This window comes from Microbacterium sp. FG3 (assembly GCF_057809335.1).
Window position 1 is genome coordinate 1 of record NZ_JBMDJT010000031.1, and the last position, 19,488, is coordinate 19,488.

The following is a 19,488-nucleotide window of genomic DNA, read 5'->3' on the forward strand; positions in this document are numbered from 1 at the left end:
CTTGCGTGAGGCACGCGTCAACCGCTCCCGGACCTATTGACATGAGGCAAGACGGCGTGTCATTCCGTGCGGTTGCGCGGCTGCCCGGGCGGCGCCCCGTCGCTGCCGTTGTCAAGGCGCTTTCGGGTCTGCGGCGGTGCGGGTGGAATGCCCGCATGAGCACCGATACGCGAGATTTCCGCCCGCACACCGCCATCGTGACCGCCTCCGATTCCGGCATGGGCCGCGCCACCGCCGTCGCGCTGGCCCGAGCCGGCCTCGACGTGGGTGTGACGTGGCACAGCGACGAGGAGGGCGCCCGCGAGACCGCCCGCCTCGTCGAAGCCGAGGGGCGACGCGCCGTCGTCGCGCACCTCGACGTCACCGACATCCCGGCCTGCGGCGACGTGATCGACGCGCTGGCCGAAGACCTCGGGGGCGTCGACGTCTTCGTCAACAGCGCGGGCACGGGCGACAGCGTGCCGTTCCTCGACCTGGACCTCGACAGCTGGCGGCGCGTGGTGGTCACCGATCTCGAGGGGGCGTTCGTCGTGATGCAGCGCGCCGCGCGACGGATGGTGTCCGCCGGCCGCGGCGGCCGGATCGTGGGCGTCACGAGCGTGCACGAGCACCAGCCCAAGATCGGATCGACCGCGTACGACGCGGCCAAGCACGGGCTCGGCGGGCTGCTGAAGACCATGGCGATCGAGCTGGCCGAGCACGGCATCACCGTCAACGCCGTGGCACCCGGCCTCGTCGCCACGCCGATGACGGGCATCGACCCCGCCGAGGCGTCCGAGACGCGGCGCCCCGGCATCCCGATCCCGCGCCCGGGCGTGCCCGAGGAGATCGCGGCCGTGATCGCCTTCCTCTGCTCCCCCTCCGCGTCCTACGTCACCGGGGCGAGCTGGCCGGTCGACGGCGGCATGCTGCAGATGGGTCCGATGGCCGGGGCGAGCCTCGAGAGCGACGACTGGCGCGGCGTCTGAGCGCGCCGCTACCGGGCGCTACGCGAGGATGTGCCCGGCGTCCTGAAGGGCGTCGCGCGCGCGGTCGGCCGCGTCGCTCGGCACCATGAGGACATCCCCGTCGTACGTCGAGACGACGAACACCGGGCAGCCCGCGGCCGACAGCGGCGACACCAGCGAGGTGACCACGCCCGTCATCCCGAACGGGATCGGCCCGGCCGCGTACAGGGCGATCCACGGGCCGTCGATCTCGGCCCCCTCAGGCGCAGATCCGGCGAGACAGACGATCGACAGCTCCTGCGGCGTGCGGGTGACGGAGACGAACGCCCCCGTCGCCAGCACCTCGTCCAGCGCGCGCGAGGAATCCCCCCGCGCGGGAAGACGGGCGACGACATACTCGCCGGGCAGCTCTCGCAGGGTGATCGAGGGAGGCGTCATGGGCGACTCGCTTCGGGAACGGCGCGGAAGACTCCCCCGCGGAGCCGCGACAGTCGCGCGTCACCCACATTACGCGCACCCGCGCGGGGCGATTCCGCGCGGAACCCGGTGGGGCGGGCGGGACTCGAACCCGCGGATCGTCGAGTTATGAGCTCGCTGCCTTGACCATCTTGGCTACCGCCCCGTGCGCATCGAGCCTACCGCGGCGCGGGATCCGAGCCGGCGTCGGGGCGCCCGCGGCGGTCGAGCAGGTCGTCCGGATCGCGCAGCGCGCGCAGCTCGTCCAACGGGGTCGACTCGGAGCCACGCTCTTCGCGGGCCACCGCCTCGTCGGACGGTGCCGCGCCGCCTCCGCGCCGGATGTCGAGCTGCTGACTCTCGCTGATGACCTGCGGGTGGTGGCGCGCAAGCAGGAACACCCCGACCGAGGCGACCGCGCCGGCGATCACGAAGATGACGAGCGCCCAGACGGGCGCATTGGTCGCCTCCCCCAGCACGAGCGCGCCGATGAGCACGGCGACGATCGGATCGATGACCGTGAGCCCGGCGATCACGAGGTCGGGCGGGCCCGACGAGTAGGCGGTCTGCACGAAGTACGCGCCGACGGCGCCCGCAGCCAGCAGCGCGACGAGGCAGACGATCGTGATCCACTCGAAGTCGCCCGCCTGGATGCGCATGATGACGACCTTCGCGAGCGTGGCGACGAAGCCGTACAGCACGCCGGCCGCCGTGATGTAGAAGAGCGCGTTCAGACGCCGGCGCAGGATCGCCCAGGCGCCACCGAGCAGGATCACCGTGACGAGCAGGATCGCGAGCACGATGAGCAGCTGGTACTCCGTGAGCGGGTGCTCGGTCGCGAACAGCGCCGCGACGATGACGAAGACGAAGATGCCGCCGATGCACAGGCCGATCGCCGTCAGGGACCGGCGCGTCGGCAGGTGGCCGGTGGCCTGCGCGTTCAGCAGCGTCGTGATGACGAGCGAGACGGCGCCGAGCGGCTGCACGACGATCAGCGGCGCGATCGCGAGCGCGCTGAGCTGGCAGAGGATCGCCACCCCCAGCAGCACCGTGCCGATGAGCCACGACGGGCGCCGCAGCAGGCTCAGCAGGTGCGCACCGCCGAGCCCGGTCTCCCCCGTCGCGCCCGAGAGCGTCTCGACCTTGCGCACGCCGCGGCTCTGGAACTGCGCGCCGAGCGACATGAACACCGCTCCGGCGAGAGCGAGGGGGATGCCCAGGAGCAGGCCGGGGTTCTGGAAGGCCCCGACGAGCTGCTCGCCGACGTCGTCCACACCCGAGGCCATCCCCCACATCACGCCTCCGAGCCTAGGCCACGGCGCCCGTCTCACCGGTGAGACGGCCGCTCCGGAAGCCGCGGACCGCCGAATTAGGCTGGGGGGATGGCCATCCTTCCCATCCGCATCTGGGGCGATCCCGTGCTGCACGCCCCCGCCGCCCCCGTCGACGAGGTCACGGACGAGATCCGCACCCTCGTCGCCGACATGTACGAGACGATGGATGCCGCCCCCGGCGTCGGCCTCGCGGCCCCGCAGGTCGGCGTGCCGCTGCGGCTGTTCGTCTACTCGCATGAGGACGACCAGGGACGGCCGTGGCGCGGCGTCGCGATCAACCCCGAGCTGTGGATGGTGCCGACCGAGCCTGGGCAGCCGGACGAGGACACCGAGTCGGAGGGCTGCCTGTCGTTCCCCGGCGAGCGGTTCCCGCTGCGCCGCTCGGATCGCGTCGTCGTCACGGCCAGCGACCTCGACGGCCGGCCGGTGCGGCTGGAGGTCGACGGCTGGCGCGCGCGCATCCTGCAGCACGAGTTCGATCATCTCGACGGGATCATCTACATCGATCGCGTCTCGGACGGCGACTGGAAGACGGCGCAGAAGATCTCGAAGAAGCGCGGCTGGGGCCGCCCGGGGGTCAGCTGGACACCGGGGGTCGACGACCTGGAGGGCTGAGGCGGGCAGTCCTCCCCGTGGCACGCACGGCGCTCCAGCCCTAGCGTGGGGGCCACAAGCATCCCTCGAACGGAGAACCCCATGTCCCGCGCGTCCCTCACCCGCTTCGCCCTCGCCGCCGGCACCGCGGCGCTCGTCGCCTCGTCGCTGGGCGGATGCGCCGGTCTCTCGCTTCCGGTCGGCGGCGCGACGCGCGACGACGAGACGCAGGAGGTCACCGAGGGCGGCACCGAGTCGGTGTTCGAGATCTCGGTCGGCGACTGCCTTCTCGAGCCCGACGGCCAGGAGGTGTTCGATGTCGAGGCCGTGCCGTGCGCGGAGCCGCACGAGTACGAGGTCTACCACGAGTTCGAAGTCGACCTCGGCGACGAGTGGCCCGGCACGGAGGCCATCGGCACCGCGGCCGACGAGGGCTGCCACCCCGAGTTCGAGGCCTTCACCGGCATCGCCTTCGAGGAGTCGGCGACGCTCTGGTACACCGCGTTCACGCCGCTCGAGGCCTCGTGGGCCCAGGGCGACCGCGTGGTGCAGTGCATCGTCTACGAGGCCTCGGACGACGCCGGCATGACCATCGTCCCCGTCGAGGGCTCGCTCGAGGGCGCCGCCCGCTGATTCGCACGGCGGCGGGCGAGCGCCGCGCTCAGCGCGCGTCGCGCCGGAACGCCTCGGGCGCGACGCGCGCGTGCAGCTCGCCCAGCACGTCCGCCTGCGAGCGGGCGCGCTCGGCGAGGTCGTGGAACGTCTCGGCGGGCAGCCCGAGATCCGGCGCGAGCGCCGCGAGCGTCTCCCAGCCGCCGAGCTTGCCGATCACGGCGCTGCGCATGAGCTCGAGCTCGAGCACCGGGGTCATGGGCGAGCCGGAGGGGCGGCCGTTCGTCTTCAGCCGACCGATCCGCTCGGCGAGCCAGGCCACCGCCTGCCGATAGGGACGCCGCCGCAGCTCCAGCGAGGGGATCAGATCGCGCAGGAAGGCCCGCTCGGCGGCGATCTCCTCGGCGATCCGCGCCAGGTCCGCGCCCAGCTCGGTGCCGGCGAAGGCCTTCGCCATGCGGCGGACGCGCGCGACACCGGCGGTCGCTCCCGTGAGGTGGTCGGACAGGTACAGGCCGAGGATCTCCCGATCGATCCCGACGGGCACGCGGTGCCCGTCGCCGACGGTCGTCGCCGCGTCGGAGCGATCCGCCGGAACGTCGCCGGGCGGCAGCTGGTCGTACGGCCAGCGGCGCCGGGCGCGCATGGGGGCGCTCGGCGTGCCGCGCCCGGCGGCGATCGCCTCGAGCACCTCCCGCAGCGTCTCGTCGGCGCCGTGACGCGGCGACCAGCCCAGCTCCTCGCGGGCACGCGTGGTGTCCATCACGGGCACGCGCATCGCCATGTCGAGCCACCCGGGATCGGCGGCCACGGCGTGCGCGCGCCAGGCCGCGTGCAGCAGCGGCCGCACCACCGCCGGCGGGATCGGCACGTGCCGACCGCGGCCCACGATCCGTGCGATCGCGCCGGCGTCGAGCACCGGATCGGTCGCGACGTTGAACGCCCCCACGGCGCCGCTCACGATGATCCGACGGTAGGCGTCGGCCACGTCCTCGCCGTGCACCACCTGCATGCGCAGGCCCGCCGGCAGCGGCACGACGGGCAGCGTGCCGGGACGCAGCAGCCGCGGGGGCAGGAGCGCACCGATGAACAGGCGCGTGATCTGCGCGCCCGCGTCGGCGTCGAACACGAGCGCGGGCCGCACGCGCGCCACGGCGAGCCCCCGCGCCTCGGCCTCGTCGAGCACGCGCTCCTGGTCGGCCTTGTCGGCGGAGTAGTGCGAGCTGCGGATGCCGGCGGTCGCCCACGACTCGTCCCGCGGCTCGTCGTCGCGCACGCCCGAGTACGCGCCCACCGACGATGCGCACACGAGGTGCGGCACACCGGCGCGCAGCATCGCCTCGACGACGCGGCGCGTGCCGTCGACGTTGGTGCGGCGCAGCAGCGCGCGGTTGCGGTTGGGCTGGATGAGCCAGGCCAGGTGCACGACCACATCGGCGCCCGCGAGCGCCTCGGCCAGGCGCGTGACCACCCGCTCCTCCCCCGCCGCGTCGGCCGCGGGCACGGCGATGTCGACGCGCTCCCAGCGCGCGGCGCGATACGGCTCGCTCGCGGTGTCGGGCACGCGGCGCGCGATCCCGACGATCTCGTCGACGCGCTCCTCGGCTTGCAGTGCATGAAGGAGCGCGGTGCCGACGTTGCCGCTCGCTCCGACGATGGCGACCTTCATCCCCTGCCTCCTTCGCGTGGCCTGTCACGATACTCGGCGATCCCGACGACCACGGCGACGGGCTTGCCACCCGCGGGCGGCACGACTAGGACGTCAGCGCGGCACGGGCACGAGCTGGACGCTCGTCAGGGACCCGCGGTCGACGACGGCCGTCATCATCGTGCACACCGGCTGCCGCCGCCGATCCGTCGGCGATCCGGGGTTGAGCACGCGCATCCCGCGCGGCGTGACGCTGTCCCACGGGATGTGGCTGTGACCGAACACGAGCACGCCGGGCGGATCGTCGGCGAAGGCCTCGTCCGCGCGCCGCTCCCGCCCGCTCGCGGCACCGGTCTCGTGCACCACGGCGATCCGCAGCCCCTCGATCTCGGCGCGCGCGACCTCCGGCAGCCGCGCACGCAGCTCGGCGCCGTCGTTGTTGCCGTGCACGGCGATCAGCCGCGCCGCCCGCGCCTCGATCGCGTCGAGCGTGGCCACGTCCACCCAGTCCCCCGCGTGGATGACGACATCCGCCGCGTCGATCGCCCGCCACACCGCATCGGGCAACACCCGCGCGCGCAACGGCACGTGCGTGTCGGAGATCAGCAGCAGCCGCGTCGCCATGCCCCCATCCTCCCGCGGCTTGACTCTCGGGGCGCCGGCATGCGGGGGGGCGGAACGTGTCGGATTCGGATCCGATCGACCATGGGGACGAGACTACCCGCCCTGACGACGGACGACGGGTTGATACCTCGACGCTCAAAGCGCGCCTTCGAAGATCACGATTCCGATGCTCCGGGAACTCTCGTGGGTGAATCGCGCCGCAGAGGCGCTATACATCGGGCGATTGGCGAGGAGGACTGACGCGTTGAGCAGAACCATCGCGTGGCGCGCCCGCGGACCCGAAAGGACCGCGACGCGCCACGCGACCGTCAGTTCGTCGTGTAATGCAGGTTGTGCGTCGACTGTGCGGTCGCCCAGCGCCCCAGAGGAGCGAAGCCGACATTTGGAGAACACAGTCGATTGCTCGCCCCTGGCTCGCCTGTGCAGGTGGTGTTGCTATCGAACGGAGTCATCGAAATGATGCCCATGCCGTAAGCGCCGACAGAGTTGTCTTCGGCACGCACAATCAGCGCGAAGCCTGGCCCGCCGCTGTCGCCGCTACCGGCTGCGGGCACTCCGACGCTCTGATGGGTCCAGCGGGTCCAATAGCATTGGAGAGCAACGCAGCTGAAGACGTCGGAGTTCTCCAGAACGTTATTGCACACGATGCCCGAGAATGCGCCGCTATAGCAGATTCGGTTTCCGCCTACGGGCGCGAGGTAGCCGCGGATAGGCGCGACACTAACGTTGTCCTGGTATGCACCCACGAGGACCCAAGTCGACACGGAATCTGACTCGACGAACAGCTCGAGGTCAGTGCCTCCTGGTGCTTGGAAGGTGGATCTCCCCACGCTGTGGGTGCCGTTGCCATACAGCCAGTTCTCCCCCTGCAGGTCCGTGCAGTGGTCAGCGGAGATCATGTTGAGCTGTCCGTCAGCGTACCGAGTCACTGGAAAGCCCGTCGAGCAGCGCGCGTAGCCGTCCGACCTCGGACCACGCATCACCGCGCCCGAAATAACGGGTGCGCCGCTACGGGTTCGGATCGCTGATCTCGCTTGTGCGTCCTCAACGAAGGTGACCGGCACCCCAAGGATCTCGCCCGGCAGGTTGGAAGCGCGCAATCGCGAGTTGGACATCCCCTCGACGCCGATCGTGATGGATGTGCCGTCGGGCTCAGGCTTCCCGGAGACGAAGGTGAGACCGGCGGGGAGGGCGGAAGTGTCAGCCGCCATCTTCTCGATCGTGGCCTCCAACTGGTCGATGGGGCGCGCGGCAGGAATCAGATCCCACGCCTGATCGGCTGGCATCTCGTTCTGGATGACCGCCTTGAGTGCGTCATCAGCATCGTGCGCGTAGAAGTGCACCACATCGCTTGCATCGTCCCAGGTGACGGTGTTGATCGTCCGATCGGAGTCGACCATCATGATGTCAGTCACCGCCGCACTGGCCTCGAGGTCGAGGACGCGCTGGTCACCGAGTTCCTCAGGCGTGATGGCTCTGGCACCTTCGGGGAGCGGCTGATCGATCGGGACGCTGTTGAGAAGGCCGAGGGAGTAGTCGTCCTCGGCTGGGGCGGCGTGCGCCGGTAGTGCGCACAGCGCGAGCAGGCAACTGGCTGCTGTGAGAGACGTTAGGAACAGGCGTCTGCGCTTCACGAGTCTCCTTCATGGGGGTCCTGTCGCTCAGCAGGAGCGATCTACCGCCGAAGCTAGCAGCAGACCAGGCGCAGGTCACGGGGCGTGCTCGACTGCCCGGACAGTTCACTAGGGGATCGTCAGAGCAGCGAATGAAGAAGCAAGGCCAACCGCGACCACGGTTGCTGCGCCGATCAGGACGATGCGCCCCGGCTGAGAGATTCGAGCCGCGAGCACCGCTGCACCGGCGCCCAGCGCAAGCGCGACGCCCGCCCCCACGAAAGCGATCGCGGACTGCATCTGGTAATCACGGCTCGGAAGGGCTGGATAGATCGGCATGAGCGCGTACCGGGCTGACCCGACGAGGCAGAGCCCCGTGACAACCGCGATCGTTATCGCCACCAGGATCACCAGAGACGCGGTCTTCGACTTCCCGCGCTTCTCCACTACATCCATGATCTCGCCTCCATGCTCAATATACCCGCCCCAGGCGCCGCGATCCGCGGGTTGAGCGTCGCGACGCCGACCCAGAGTACCCGCGTGGATGACGACGTCCGCCCCATCGATCGCCCGCCCCACGGCGTCAGGCAGCACCCGCGCGCGCAACGGCACGTGCGTGTCGGAGATCAGCAGCATCCGCGTCGCCATGCCCCCATCCTCCCGTGGCGCCCGGGCACGGGAAAGGCCCCCACCCCGAGGGGTGAGGGCCTGTGGCTCCCCGGCTTGGACTCGAACCAAGAACCTGCCGGTTAACAGCCGGCTGCTCTGCCAATTGAGCTACCGAGGAATGCTGTCCGCTCTCGCGGCAACCAGAACAGCTTAGCAAATATCAGAGGCTGTTCATGACACCGGCAGCCCCCGGGTGTGGCGCGCGTCGGGCGTGTGGATCATGCCGCCCGCCTCGCTGCGCGCCACGACGTGGCCGGCCTGCAGGTGCATGCGCTCGGCGCCCAGCTCGCGCACGAAGTCGGCGTCGTTCGTCACGATCAGCGCCGCCATGCCCCATCGCCGCCGGCGCCGCAGGATCGCCTCGAACGCGACGTGCCGCACCTCGGGGTCGAGGTTCGCGAGGGGCTCGTCCGCGACGAGCAGCTTGGGGTCGAGCACGAGAGCGCGGGCCAGCGCCACGCGCTGCCGCATACCGGCGCTGAGCTCGTACGGGAACTTGTCGGCCGTGCCGATGGGCAGGTGCAGCTCGTCGAGCAGCGAGGCGATGCGCACGCCGAGCGCACGAGGGCTCACCCGCCGGTCGCGCGAGACGATGGGCTCGGACAGCACGTCGGCCACCGACAGGCGCGTCGGCAGCTCGGCGCCGGCGCCCTGGGGCAGATACCCGGTGCGGAACGTGAGCACCCGCAGCGCGCGGCCAGGCCGGCGCACCGAGACGCCGCACACCTGTGCGTCGCCGCCCGCGACACTCAGCGAGTCCTCGCGCTGCCCGGCCAGCGTGGCGGCCAGGCTCGACTTGCCCGATCCGGTGGCGCCCGAGACGCACAGGGTGCCCGACCACGGCAGCGTGAAAGAGACGCCGTCGACGGCGCGGATCGTCGCGCCCCGTCCCGAGCGGGCGACGCTCAGGTCCTCGCAGCGGATCGCCAGCTCGGGATCGTCGACGATGCGCATGCCCCCATTGTGCCGGATCGGCGGCGCTCAGTCGTCGGGGTGAAGGCGCCGGCGCTCCGCGTCGAGGTCGCGCAGCTGCACCCGCAGCGCACGCCCTTCCTCCGAGTCGGCCGGCACGCGCTGGATGGCCCCCAGCAGCTCGTTCTTGCGCTGGGCGAGCGCGCCGAGCACGATCTGGCGCGCGAGATCGTCGATCGAGGCCACGGCGTGGTCCTCGTTGCGCGCCGGGAAGTCGCGCGCGAGCAGCTCACCGGCGAGCGTGCGGTAGGCCGCCGGGGTGTTCTCCACGACGGCGAGGGCCCAGCCCGGCTTGGACCGGTCGGTCGCCTCGAGCGTCGCGCGCACGGCCTCGAGCGCCGGATGGTGGAACGGCACGGCGAGGGCGCGCAGGAACAGCACGGGATCGACGCGGTGGCCGTACTGCAGGAAGCCGGTGAGCGCGTCGCGCTCCCTGGCGACGTCGACCGTGCGCGGCAGCGCGGCGAGCGTGGCGGCCGGCGACGCGACCGGCGCGGCCGCGAGGTCGCCCTGGCGCGCGGTGCCGGGCTGCGCCGGGGCGCCCGGTCGTCCCTCGCCCCGGCGTGCCTCGGCGCCCGCGGCGGCCGCGCGGCGCTGCACCTCCTGGTGCACGTCGGTCGGGTCCATCCCGAGCCGCCGCGCCAGCACCCGCTCGTAGCCGGGGCGCAGCAGGCGGTCGCGGATCTCGGCGACGATCGGCGCGGCCGAGCGCAGCGCGCCCACGCGGCCCTCGACGGAGGAGAGATCGAAGCCGGCGATGCGCCGGTCGATCATGAACTCGAACATCGGCACCTTGTGGTCCATGAGCGACCGCACCGCGGCGTCGCCGCGCTGCAGCCGCAGGTCGCAGGGGTCGAGCCCCTCGGGTGCGACGGCGACATAGGACTGCGCGTTGAAGCGCTTCTCTTCGGCGAACGCGCGCACGGCGGCCTTCTGGCCGGCCTCGTCGGGGTCGAAGGTGAACACGACCTCACCGGAGGCGTCGTCGTCGCCCATCACGCGGCGCAGCACCGTGACGTGCTCGGAGCCGAAAGCGGTGCCGCACGTCGCGATCGCCGTCGTCACCCCGGCGAGGTGGCAGGCCATGACGTCGGTGTAGCCCTCGACGACGACCACGCGCTTCGGGTCGCCGCGCGAGATGTCGCGCTTGGCCAGGTCGAGCCCGTACAGCACCTGGTTCTTCTTGTAGATCGGCGTCTCGGGCGTGTTGAGGTACTTCGGGCCCTTGTCGTCGTCGAAGAGCCGGCGCGCGCCGAACCCGATCGTCTGGCCCGTGACGTCGCGGATCGGCCACACGACGCGACCCCGGAACCGGTCGTACACGCCGCCGCGCTGGTTGGTCGACACGAGGCCGGCCGTCGTCAGCTCCTCGCGCGTGAAGCCCTGCGCCGTGAGCGCCTTGAGCATGCCGTCCCAGCCCTGGGGCGCGTACCCCACGCCGAAGTGCGCGGCCGCGGCGGGGTCGAAGCCGCGCTCCCCCAGGAACCGCCGCGCGATCTCGGCCTCGGGCGTGACGAGCTGCGCGCGGAAGAACTCCGCCGCCGCGGCGTTGGCCGCGAGCAGCCGCGCGCGCCCGCTCGTCTCGGGTGCCGGGCCGCCGTCCTCGTAGTGCAGCGTGATCCCGACGCGCGCCGCCAGGCGCTCCACCGCCTCGGTGAAGGACAGGTGGTCCATGGCGCGCAGGAAGCTGTAGACGTCGCCCGACTCGCCGCATCCGAAGCAGTGGTAGTACCCGTGCTGCGGCCGCACGTGGAAGCTCGGCGACTTCTCGTCGTGGAACGGGCACAGCCCCTTGAGCGATCCGACCCCCGCCGACTTCAGCGCCACCCGCTCGCCGATGACGTCCGCGATGTTCGTGCGCGCCTTGACCTCGTCGACGTCGGCCTGACGGATGCGCGGCATGTCAGCGCGCCCCCGCCGGCTGCGGCGCGCGCTCCGCGGTGCGGCGACCGTGGCGCGGGGCCCAGATGCCCACCTCGCCCGGGTCGATCTCGCCGACGAGCCGGTTGTGCCAAGCCACGGCCGTCTGATCGGTGAGGCTCGCGATCTGGTCGACGATCACGCGCTTGCGCGCGGCGTCGGTGTCGGCGGCGTGGAAGTCGGCCGCGAACGCGGGCTCGAGCGCGTCGGCGCCCGTGGACCACAGCGCGTCGGTCGACAGCAGCGCGTCCGCGATGCGCTTCAGCACCCGCCGCTGCTCCTTGTACACGCCCTTGCGCGCGTCGAGCGTGACGATCGCGGCGCCCATCAGCCCCTTCAGCACCGCGATCTCGACCTCGACGACCCGCGGCACCACGACGTGCGCCTGGTAGCGCGCGAGCGAATCCGCCGGGTACGCCTCGCGGGTGGCGCTCACGGCGGCGCGCGCGAAGCGCCCGATCAGGTCGCTCGTGAGGTTCTTCAGCCGCGCCAGGTCCTGCCGGGACCGGTCGAAGGTGCGCAGCCACATCGGCTGGCGCGTGAGGCGGTAGAGGCCGTCGGCGAGCTCGTCCCTCGTGTAGTCGTAGCCGACCCACTGCTGGATCTGGCCCACGAGCGGGTGGTGCTCGACCGGATCGCTCACGCGCGACAGGTCCAGATAGCCGTTCAGCACGGCGTCCTCGAAGTCGTGCACGGAGTAGGCGATGTCGTCCGAGAGGTCCATCACCTCCGCCTCGATGCAGCGCAGGCGCCCCGGCGCGCCCTGCCGCATCCAGTGGAAGACGTCCTCGTCCTCGGGATAGACGCCGAACTTGAGACGCCCGCTGGGATCGGGCAGCGGGTTCGAGACCGTCCACGGGTACTTGCTCGTGGCGTCGAGCGAAGCGCGCGTGAGGTTGAGCCCGAACGAGCGGCCGTCCTCCTCGACCTTCGCCTCGAGTCGCGTGAGGATGCGCAGGCTCTGCGCGTTCCCCTCGAAGCCCCCGATGTCGGCGCCCCACTCGTTGAGCGCGCGCTCGCCGTTGTGCCCGAAGGGCGGGTGACCGAGGTCGTGGCTGAGGCACGCGGTGTCGACGACGTCGGCCGCCAGCCCGAGCGCGTTGCCGATCTCGCGGCCCACCTGCGCCACCTCGAGCGAGTGGGTCAGGCGATTGCGCGCGAAGTCGGCCGGGCTCGCGGGACTGAGCACCTGCGTCTTGGCCGCGAGCCGCCGCAGGCCCGCCGAGTGCAGCACCCTGGCGCGATCGCGCGCGAAGTCGTCCCGCTCGGAACGGTGCCTCTCCCGGAAGAAGCGCTCGGCGTCCGCGTCGGTGTATCCGGCGGGCCGCGCCGCCTCAGCCGCCACTGGTGTCCAGCTCCGCGTCCGCCAGCGTCCGCGTCTCGGCCGCGTCCATGGTGCGCGACTCGAGCCAGCGATCCGGCAGCACCGTGCGCTTGGGCCGGCCCGCGCGGCCACGCTGCCCCTCGGCCGCCTCGCCGGGATACGGGGCGTCGAGGTCCAGCTCGCCGATGAGGTCGTCGATGTGCGCGAGGCTCGTCACCTGCGCGAACTGCCCGCGCAGGTCGCCGCCCACGGGGTAGCCCTTGAAGTACCACGCGGCGTGCTTGCGGATGTCGCGGCAGCCACGCTCCTCGCTCTCGAAGAACTCGACGAGCAGCTCGGCGTGCCGCCGGAACGCGCCCGCGACGAAGCCGAGCGTCGCGTCCACCTGCACGCCCTCGCCGCCGAACGCCCGCGCGAGGTCGCCGAACAGCCACGGCCGCCCGAGACAGCCGCGCCCCACGACGACACCGTCGCACCCGGTCTCGTCCATCATGCGCACGGCGTCGGCGGCGCTCCAGATGTCGCCGTTGCCGAGCACGGGGATGCTCGTGACCGTCTCCTTGAGCTTGGCGATCGCCGACCAGTCGGCGTGCCCCGAGTAGAACTCGTTCGCCGTGCGCGCGTGCAGCGCGACGGCCTTGACACCCTCGTCCTCGGCGATCTTGGCTGCCTCGAGATACGTCAGGTGATCGGCGTCGATGCCCTTGCGCATCTTCACCGTGACGGGCAGCCCGCCCGCGCCCTCCACGGCCCCGCGCACGATCGAGCGGAACAGGTCGAGCTTCCAGGGCAGCGCCGATCCCCCGCCCTTGCGGGTGACCTTGGGCACGGGGCAGCCGAAGTTGAGGTCGATGTGGTCGGCGCGGTCCTCATCCGCGATGATCCGGGCCGCCTCGCGCGTGTAGTGGGGGTCCACGCCGTAGAGCTGGATGGACCGCGGCGTCTCGGACTCGTGGAACTGCACGAGGCGCATCGTGACGGGGTTGCGCTCGACGAGCGCCCGCGTCGTGATCATCTCGCTCACGTACAGCCCGGCGCCGTACTCGCGGCACAGCCGCCGGAACGCCGTGTTCGTGATGCCCGCCATGGGCGCCAAGACCACCGGCACATCCGAGCGGATGCCGCCGATCTGCAGACCGCGCGTGGCGGCGGGCGCGTCGAGTACGGAGGTCACGGGTCCATTCTCTCAGAACCGAGCAGGGAGGCGGCCTCGCGCCGTACCCTGGGGACATGGCCGAGACCCCCGACGTCCGCACCATCCCGTTCGCCGATGCGCAGGGCGCCACGCGGACGCTGGCCGACTACGCGCGCGGCCCCGTGCTCGTCGTGAACGTCGCGTCCAAGTGCGGCCTGACCCCGCAGTACGAGCAGCTCGAGCAGCTGCAGCGCGCGTACGGCGACCGGGGGCTGACCGTGATCGGCTTCCCCTGCAACCAGTTCATGGGGCAGGAGCCGGGATCGATCGACGAGATCCTCGACTACTGCGCCACGACGTGGGGCGTGTCGTTCCCGATCCACGACAAGATCAGGGTCAACGGATCGCACGCGCATCCTCTCTACAAGGCGCTGAAGAAGACGAAGGACGAGCACGGCCTGGGCGGACCGGTGGCGTGGAACTTCGAGAAGTTCCTCGTGGCGCCGGACGGATCGGTCACCCGGTTCCGCCCGCCGACCAAGCCGGACGACCCCGCGGTCATCGCCGCGATCGAGGCCGCGCTGGGCTGATCAGGCCTGCTGCTTCTCGGCCCAGACCTGGCGCGCCACCTGCGCGAACGCCTCGGGCGGCTGCGCGCCGCTCACGCCGTAGCGGCCGTCGATCACGAAGAACGGCACCCCGCCGATGCCGTAGGCCTGCGCCTGCGCCTGGTCGGCGCGCACGGCGTCGAGGTAGGCGTCCGATTCGAGCGCCTCGCGGGCCGCGGCGCCGTCGAGCCCGATCTCCTCGGCCAGCGCGACGAGCTCGTCGACGCGCCCCACGTGCCTGCCCTCCACGAAGTACGCCGACAGCAGCCGCTCCTTCATCTCGAGTTGGCGGCCGTGCGCCTTCGCGAAGTGGATCAGCTCGTGCGCCTTCACCGTGTTCGTGTGCTGCTGCAGGTCGAAGCGGTAGTGCAGCCCCGCCCCCTCGGCGATCTGCGAGACGCGCTCGTTCATCGCCCGGGCCTCGTCGATCGAGATGCCCTTGTGCGCGGCGAGGAACTCGGCCGAGCTCCCCTCGAAGTCCACGGGGGTGTCGGGCGAGAGCTCGAAGGAGTGGTACTCGATCTCCACGCGCGGCGCGTCGTCATCGCCGGCGGTCTCCGCGAGCCCCTTCTCGAGATTGCGCTTGCCGATGTAGCACCACGGGCAGGCGACGTCGCTCCAGATGTCGATCTTGATGGGGGCAGGCGAAGAGGTCATGACAGTCTCAACGGATCGCGGGTCGCGGCATTCCCAGCGGCCGCGTCACGACGCGGTCGGCGCGTCCACGGCGCCGCCGAACCGGCGGTCGCGGTCGAGGTAGACCTGGATGCCCCGCCACAGCTCGGCGCGGCTGAAATCGGGCCACAGCGTGTCGAGGAACACCATCTCGGCGTACGCCGACTGCCACAGCAGGAAGTTCGAGGTGCGCTGCTCGCCGCTGGAGCGCAGGAACAGGTCGACATCGGGCATGTCCGGCACGTAGAGATGCCGCCGCAGCGTCTTCTCGGTGATCGCCGCGGGCGCGAGGCGCCCCGCGGCGGCCTCGTCCGCGATCCGCCGCACGGCGTCGACGATCTCGTTGCGCCCGCCGTAGTTGACGCACATCGTCAGCGTCAGCACGTCGTTGCCGGCCGTCAGCTGCTCCGCGAAGCGCAGCTCCTTGATGACCGAGCGCCACAGCCGCGGCGTCCGCCCCGCCCATCGCACGCGCACGCCCCACTCGTTCAGCTGATCGCGGCGGCGGTGCAGCACGTCGCGGTTGAAGCCCATGAGGAAGCGCACCTCGTCGGGCGAGCGGCGCCAGTTCTCGGTCGAGAAGGCGTACACCGAGAGGTGCTTCACGCCGGCCTGGATCGCGCCGGCCACGACGTCGAGCAGCACTTCCTCCCCCGCGCGGTGCCCCTCGATGCGCGAGAGCCCGCGCCGGTTGGCCCAGCGCCCGTTGCCGTCCATCACGATCGCGACGTGGTTCGGCACGGCGCCGCCGAAGGCCGGCGGACGCACGCCCGTCCAGTCGATCGGCCGGTACGGCACGGCGTCGGGGTGTGTGTACGGCTTGCTCAACGCTTTCCTCCGAGTTGCGGGAGCGCGCGCAGCCCGCGCTCGAGGGTCCACTGCACATAGGCCGACACGAGACCGGATGCCGCGCCCAGCTCGCGCTCGTCGGCACGGTCCACGACGTCCCACTCCCCCGCCATGAGCGCGCGCAGCACCTCGAGCGTGCGGCGGTCGACGCGCGGACTGCCGGCCGGCGCGCAGGACGAGCACACGGTGCCGCCCAGCTGCGACACGAACGCGTCGTGCGGGCCCGGCGCCCCGCAGCGCGCGCAGTCGCCGAGCGCGGGCGCCCACCCCGACAGCGACATCGCCCGCAGCAGGTACGAGCCCATGATGGCGGGGCTCGCGTGCTCGGCGCGCGAGAGCGCGCGCAGCGCACCCACGAGCAGGAAGTAGTGCTGGGGATCCGAGACGGCCTCGTTGAGCCGGTCGGCCGCCTCGACCATGGCGCTCCCGGCGGTGTACCGGTCGTAGTCGGCCGCGATCTCGGCGCCGTACGTGCCGAGCGAGTCCGCCTGCTGCACGATGTCGAGGCTCCGGCCGGCGAACAGCTGCGCGTCGACGACCATGAACGGCTCGAGCCGCGCGCCGAACTTCGACGACGTGCGGCGCACCCCCTTGGCCACCGCCCGCACCTTGCCGTGCCGGCGCGTCAGCAGCGTGACGATCCGGTCGGCCTCGCCCAGCTTGTGGGTGCGCAGCACGACGGCTTCGTCTCGGTAGGTGGGCACCGTCCGATTATCCGCCGCCGGATTGCGAGCGGCCTGGAGGCGCGGCGGGCGCGCCCTTCGCCCGCCTGGCACGATTGAGGGATGGACGCGCCGCTCTTCATCATCCCGCTGTGGGCCGACCTGCTCGCGGTCGCGCTCGGCGGCATCCAGGGCGCCGTGTTCGCCTCCGGCTTCCAGGGCCAGCGCCGCCTCGACTGGCTCGGCGTCGCGATCATCGGCATCATGCTCGGCATGGGCGGCGGCCTCATCCGCGACATCCTGCTCGGGGTGACGCCCGCGACCCTGCAGTCGAACTGGTACCTGCTCACGGCGGTCGCCGCCTCGCTCACGGGCATGCTCCTGGCGGGCGTGTTCCAGAAGCTGAACCGCCTCATCGTCGGGTTCGACGCCGTCGCCATGGGCCTGTTCGGGGCGGTGGGCACGTCGAAGGCGCTCGCGTACGGCCTGCCGATCGTGCCGGCGGTCTTCATCGGCATGTGCGCGGCCGTCGGCGGCGGCATCATCCGCGACATCGCGATGGGCCTGCCCGTGGCGATCATGCACGTCGGCTCGCTCTACGCGATCGCCGCGCTCGCGGGCGGGGCGGTGCTGGCCGGCGCATACCTGCTCGGGGCCGACATCATCGTGGCGGCCGTCATCGGCGCGACGGTCACGGCCCTCGTGCGCCTGCTGGCCGTGATCTTCGACCTCTCGCTGCCCGAGCAGCGCCGAATCCACCGCCGCAAGGTGGCGCTCGAGACGTCCGCGATCCCCGTCGTCACCGCCGAGGAGGTGCGCGAGGGCGCGGACATCCCGCTCACCGGCGCGATCGTCGTGCCCGACGCCCCCGCGCCGCGGCGGCGGTGGTGGTTCCGCCGCCGCTGAGCCGGGTCAGGCCGCGACGAGCTCACGCTCGCGCGCGCGGATGGAGCGGTTCACGGCCGAGACGATCGCCTTGAGCGAGGCCATCGAGATGTCGCCGTCGATCCCCACGCCCCACAGTCGCTGCTCGTCCACCTGCAGCTCGACGTACGCCGCGGCCTGCGCGTCGCCCGAGGCGGCCATGGTGTGCTCGACGTAGTCGTACAGCGTCACCTCGTGACCGGCGTCGCGCAGCACCTCGAGGAACGCCGCGATGGGCCCGTTGCCCCGGCCCGCCACCGTGCGCTCCTCGTCGCCGTCGCGAAGGGTCACCGACAGCGCCACGTCGGCACCCGTGCTCTGCGTCTGCGTCGAGAGGATCTCGAACCGGCCCCAGCGCTCGGCCGGATCGGTCGCCGGCAGGTACTCGTCGCGGAAGATCCGCCAGATCTCCTCGCTCGTGACCTCGCCGCCCTCCGCGTCGGTGTGGCTCTGCACGACGCCGGAGAACTCGATCTGCAGCCGGCGCGGCAGGTCGAGCGCGTGATCGGCCTTCAGCAGGTACGACACCCCGCCCTTGCCCGACTGGGAGTTGACACGGATGACGGCCTCGTAGGAGCGACCCAGGTCCTTCGGGTCGACGGGCAGGTACGGCACCGCCCACTCGATCTCGTCGACGGTGACCCCGGCGTCCTTCGCGCGCGTCTCCATCGCCTCGAAGCCCTTCTTGATGGCGTCCTGGTGCGATCCGCTGAACGCCGTGAAGACGAGATCCCCGGCCCACGGGCTGCGCTCGGGCACAGGCAGCTGGTTGCAGTACTCGACCGTGCGTTTGATCTGGTCGATGTCGCCGAAGTCGATCTGCGGGTCGATGCCCTGCGTGAACATGTTGACGCCCAGCGCCACGAGGTCGACGTTGCCCGTGCGCTCGCCGTTGCCGAACAGGCAGCCCTCGATGCGATCGGCACCCGCCAGGTAGCCGAGCTCGGCGGCGGCGATGCCCGTGCCGCGGTCGTTGTGCGGGTGCAGCGAGATGATCACGTTCTCGCGGTGGTTCAGGTGCCGGCTCATCCACTCGATCGAGTCGGCGTAGACGTTGGGCGTGGCCATCTCGACCGTGGCGGGCAGGTTCACGATGAGCTTGCGCTCGGGCGTGGGGACGAGCACCTCCATCACGCGGTTGCAGATCTCCGCCGCGAACTCCAGCTCCGTGCCGGTGTACGACTCGGGCGAGTACTCGTAGTAGACGGTCGTCTCCGGGATCGTCGCCTCGTACTTCTTGCACAGCCGCGCGCCCTCGAGCGCGATGTCGATGATGCCCTGCTGGTCGGTGCGGAAGACGACGTCGCGCTGCAGCACGCTCGTGGAGTTGTACAGGTGCACGATCGCCTGGCGCGCACCCCGGATCGCCTCGTACGTGCGGGCGATGAGGTGCTCGCGCGCCTGCGTCAGCACCTGGATCGTGACGTCCTCGGGGATCGCGTCGTCCTCGATGAGGTGCCGCACGAAATCGAAGTCGGTCTGGCTCGCCGACGGGAAGCCGACCTCGATCTCCTTGTATCCCATCCTCACGAGCAGGTCGAACATCACCCGCTTGCGCTGGGGGTCCATCGGATCGATGAGCGCCTGGTTGCCGTCGCGCAGGTCGACGGCGCACCAGCGCGGCGCCTTCTCGATGCGCTTGGACGGCCACGTGCGGTCGGGAAGGTCGACGGCGAACTGCTCGTGGTACGGCCGGTACTTGTGGACCGGCATGGGGGACGGCTGCTGACGGTTCTGCATGATCTGCTCTCTCTCGCAAGGAAGTGCGGGCCACGCCAGAACTCCGCGACGAGAGAGGCCCTAGATCGAGCTCTCGTCGCGGCGGCTAAGGAGAAGCAGACCGGCCAGACGCACGTCGCCAGACTACCACGCAATGTGCGCGGTGAAAGAGGCGCTCGGCGCTGAGGCCTGAGCATCCTGCT

Annotated in this window: 19 protein-coding genes and 2 tRNA genes; 5 read left to right on the plus strand and 16 right to left on the minus strand. The window is 71.4% G+C overall.

Going from position 1 to position 19,488, the window contains the following annotated elements; genetic code table 11:
• The first annotated feature begins 155 nt into the window (after positions 1 to 155).
• Complete coding sequence (locus ACODR5_RS10305; RefSeq protein WP_460815571.1) at positions 156 to 968, plus strand: SDR family oxidoreductase; 813 nt, start codon at positions 156 to 158, stop codon at positions 966 to 968.
• An 18-nt stretch (positions 969 to 986) separates the two neighbouring features.
• Here ACODR5_RS10305 and ACODR5_RS10310 read toward each other — a convergent pair whose 3' ends face one another.
• From ACODR5_RS10310 to ACODR5_RS10320, 3 genes are all read right to left on the minus strand, one after another.
• On the minus strand, positions 987 to 1,385 hold the full coding sequence (locus ACODR5_RS10310; protein WP_460815573.1) for an ACT domain-containing protein: 399 nt from the start codon (positions 1,383 to 1,385) through the stop codon (positions 987 to 989).
• A 109-nt stretch (positions 1,386 to 1,494) separates the two neighbouring features.
• Positions 1,495 to 1,569: transfer RNA gene (locus tag ACODR5_RS10315), tRNA-Ile, on the minus strand.
• Positions 1,570 to 1,582: 13 nt separating this feature from the next.
• The gene (locus tag ACODR5_RS10320; protein WP_488983595.1) at positions 1,583 to 2,698 is read right to left on the minus strand and encodes a DMT family transporter; all 1,116 of its coding nucleotides are present in this window, start codon (positions 2,696 to 2,698) and stop codon (positions 1,583 to 1,585) included.
• Between the two features lie 87 nt (positions 2,699 to 2,785).
• Between ACODR5_RS10320 and def the strand changes: the two genes are divergently transcribed.
• A complete protein-coding gene (gene def / locus ACODR5_RS10325; protein ID WP_460815574.1) occupies positions 2,786 to 3,352 on the plus strand; it encodes a peptide deformylase in 567 nt (188 codons plus the stop codon).
• Between the two features lie 81 nt (positions 3,353 to 3,433).
• A complete protein-coding gene (locus ACODR5_RS10330; RefSeq protein WP_488983579.1) occupies positions 3,434 to 3,964 on the plus strand; it encodes a septum formation family protein in 531 nt (176 codons plus the stop codon).
• A gap of 28 nt (positions 3,965 to 3,992) precedes the next feature.
• On the opposite strand, the gene ACODR5_RS10335 is transcribed toward ACODR5_RS10330, so the two are convergent.
• The 9 genes from ACODR5_RS10335 to dusB form a co-directional block, all read right to left on the minus strand.
• Positions 3,993 to 5,612, minus strand: a complete 1,620-nt coding sequence (locus ACODR5_RS10335; RefSeq protein ID WP_488983580.1) for an NAD-dependent epimerase/dehydratase family protein — start codon at positions 5,610 to 5,612, stop codon at positions 3,993 to 3,995.
• 93 nt (positions 5,613 to 5,705) lie between these two features.
• Entirely contained in the window at positions 5,706 to 6,215 is a 510-nt protein-coding gene (locus ACODR5_RS10340; RefSeq protein WP_488983581.1) for a metallophosphoesterase family protein, read from the minus strand.
• 308 nt (positions 6,216 to 6,523) lie between these two features.
• On the minus strand, positions 6,524 to 7,849 hold the full coding sequence (locus ACODR5_RS10345; RefSeq protein WP_488983582.1) for a chymotrypsin family serine protease: 1,326 nt from the start codon (positions 7,847 to 7,849) through the stop codon (positions 6,524 to 6,526).
• Between the two features lie 108 nt (positions 7,850 to 7,957).
• Entirely contained in the window at positions 7,958 to 8,476 is a 519-nt protein-coding gene (locus ACODR5_RS10350; protein WP_488983583.1) for a hypothetical protein, read from the minus strand.
• A 63-nt stretch (positions 8,477 to 8,539) separates the two neighbouring features.
• Positions 8,540 to 8,615 (minus strand) — tRNA-Asn (locus ACODR5_RS10355).
• A 53-nt stretch (positions 8,616 to 8,668) separates the two neighbouring features.
• On the minus strand, positions 8,669 to 9,451 hold the full coding sequence (locus ACODR5_RS10360; RefSeq protein WP_449854214.1) for an ATP-binding cassette domain-containing protein: 783 nt from the start codon (positions 9,449 to 9,451) through the stop codon (positions 8,669 to 8,671).
• A 27-nt stretch (positions 9,452 to 9,478) separates the two neighbouring features.
• Positions 9,479 to 11,371, minus strand: coding sequence for a DNA primase (gene dnaG, locus ACODR5_RS10365; protein WP_488983584.1), 1,893 nt, complete (start codon positions 11,369 to 11,371; stop codon positions 9,479 to 9,481).
• A 1-nt stretch (position 11,372) separates the two neighbouring features.
• Positions 11,373 to 12,734 carry a deoxyguanosinetriphosphate triphosphohydrolase gene (locus tag ACODR5_RS10370; RefSeq protein ID WP_449854216.1) on the minus strand — a complete coding sequence of 454 codons (1,362 nt, stop codon included), beginning with the start codon at positions 12,732 to 12,734 and terminating at the stop codon, positions 11,373 to 11,375.
• Positions 12,724 to 13,887, minus strand: a complete 1,164-nt coding sequence (gene dusB, locus ACODR5_RS10375) for a tRNA dihydrouridine synthase DusB (RefSeq protein WP_449854217.1) — start codon at positions 13,885 to 13,887, stop codon at positions 12,724 to 12,726. Before dusB ends, ACODR5_RS10370 begins: the two co-directional genes overlap by 11 nt.
• Positions 13,888 to 13,943: 56 nt before the next feature.
• Between dusB and ACODR5_RS10380 the strand changes: the two genes are divergently transcribed.
• A complete protein-coding gene (locus ACODR5_RS10380) occupies positions 13,944 to 14,438 on the plus strand; it encodes a glutathione peroxidase (protein ID WP_488983585.1) in 495 nt (164 codons plus the stop codon).
• On the opposite strand, the gene ACODR5_RS10385 is transcribed toward ACODR5_RS10380, so the two are convergent.
• Genes ACODR5_RS10385 through recO form a run of 3 tightly spaced genes read right to left on the minus strand, consistent with a single transcriptional unit; the run spans position 14,439 to position 16,684 of the window.
• Positions 14,439 to 15,113 (minus strand): DsbA family oxidoreductase, encoded by a 675-nt coding sequence (locus tag ACODR5_RS10385; RefSeq protein ID WP_460815587.1) that lies wholly within the window; start codon positions 15,111 to 15,113, stop codon positions 14,439 to 14,441. It abuts the gene before it with no gap.
• Between the two features lie 45 nt (positions 15,114 to 15,158).
• Entirely contained in the window at positions 15,159 to 15,959 is an 801-nt protein-coding gene (locus tag ACODR5_RS10390) for an isoprenyl transferase (RefSeq protein WP_488983586.1), read from the minus strand.
• A complete protein-coding gene (recO, locus tag ACODR5_RS10395) occupies positions 15,956 to 16,684 on the minus strand; it encodes a DNA repair protein RecO (RefSeq protein WP_488983587.1) in 729 nt (242 codons plus the stop codon). The genes ACODR5_RS10390 and recO overlap by 4 nt, the downstream gene beginning before the upstream one ends.
• Before the next feature lie 81 nt (positions 16,685 to 16,765).
• Between recO and ACODR5_RS10400 the strand changes: the two genes are divergently transcribed.
• Positions 16,766 to 17,548, plus strand: a complete 783-nt coding sequence (locus ACODR5_RS10400) for a trimeric intracellular cation channel family protein (RefSeq protein WP_460815591.1) — start codon at positions 16,766 to 16,768, stop codon at positions 17,546 to 17,548.
• Positions 17,549 to 17,554: 6 nt separating this feature from the next.
• Here ACODR5_RS10400 and leuA read toward each other — a convergent pair whose 3' ends face one another.
• Positions 17,555 to 19,306 (minus strand): 2-isopropylmalate synthase, encoded by a 1,752-nt coding sequence (gene leuA, locus ACODR5_RS10405; protein WP_488983588.1) that lies wholly within the window; start codon positions 19,304 to 19,306, stop codon positions 17,555 to 17,557.
• Between the last annotated feature and the right edge of the window lie 182 nt (positions 19,307 to 19,488).

Coding starts and splice junctions, on each gene's coding strand:
- def (WP_460815574.1), top strand. CDS start 2,786: ATGGCCATCCTTCCCATCCGCATCTGGGGCGATCCCGTGCTGCACGCC.
- ACODR5_RS10340 (WP_488983581.1), bottom strand. CDS start 6,215: ATGGCGACGCGGCTGCTGCTGATCTCCGACACGCACGTGCCGTTGCGC.
- ACODR5_RS10310 (WP_460815573.1), bottom strand. CDS start 1,385: ATGACGCCTCCCTCGATCACCCTGCGAGAGCTGCCCGGCGAGTATGTC.
- ACODR5_RS10305 (WP_460815571.1), top strand. CDS start 156: ATGAGCACCGATACGCGAGATTTCCGCCCGCACACCGCCATCGTGACC.
- ACODR5_RS10350 (WP_488983583.1), bottom strand. CDS start 8,476: ATGGCGACGCGGATGCTGCTGATCTCCGACACGCACGTGCCGTTGCGC.
- ACODR5_RS10380 (WP_488983585.1), top strand. CDS start 13,944: ATGGCCGAGACCCCCGACGTCCGCACCATCCCGTTCGCCGATGCGCAG.
- ACODR5_RS10385 (WP_460815587.1), bottom strand. CDS start 15,113: ATGACCTCTTCGCCTGCCCCCATCAAGATCGACATCTGGAGCGACGTC.
- leuA (WP_488983588.1), bottom strand. CDS start 19,306: ATGCAGAACCGTCAGCAGCCGTCCCCCATGCCGGTCCACAAGTACCGG.
- ACODR5_RS10320 (WP_488983595.1), bottom strand. CDS start 2,698: ATGTGGGGGATGGCCTCGGGTGTGGACGACGTCGGCGAGCAGCTCGTC.
- dnaG (WP_488983584.1), bottom strand. CDS start 11,371: ATGCCGCGCATCCGTCAGGCCGACGTCGACGAGGTCAAGGCGCGCACG.
- ACODR5_RS10335 (WP_488983580.1), bottom strand. CDS start 5,612: ATGAAGGTCGCCATCGTCGGAGCGAGCGGCAACGTCGGCACCGCGCTC.
- ACODR5_RS10360 (WP_449854214.1), bottom strand. CDS start 9,451: ATGCGCATCGTCGACGATCCCGAGCTGGCGATCCGCTGCGAGGACCTG.
- ACODR5_RS10330 (WP_488983579.1), top strand. CDS start 3,434: ATGTCCCGCGCGTCCCTCACCCGCTTCGCCCTCGCCGCCGGCACCGCG.
- ACODR5_RS10400 (WP_460815591.1), top strand. CDS start 16,766: ATGGACGCGCCGCTCTTCATCATCCCGCTGTGGGCCGACCTGCTCGCG.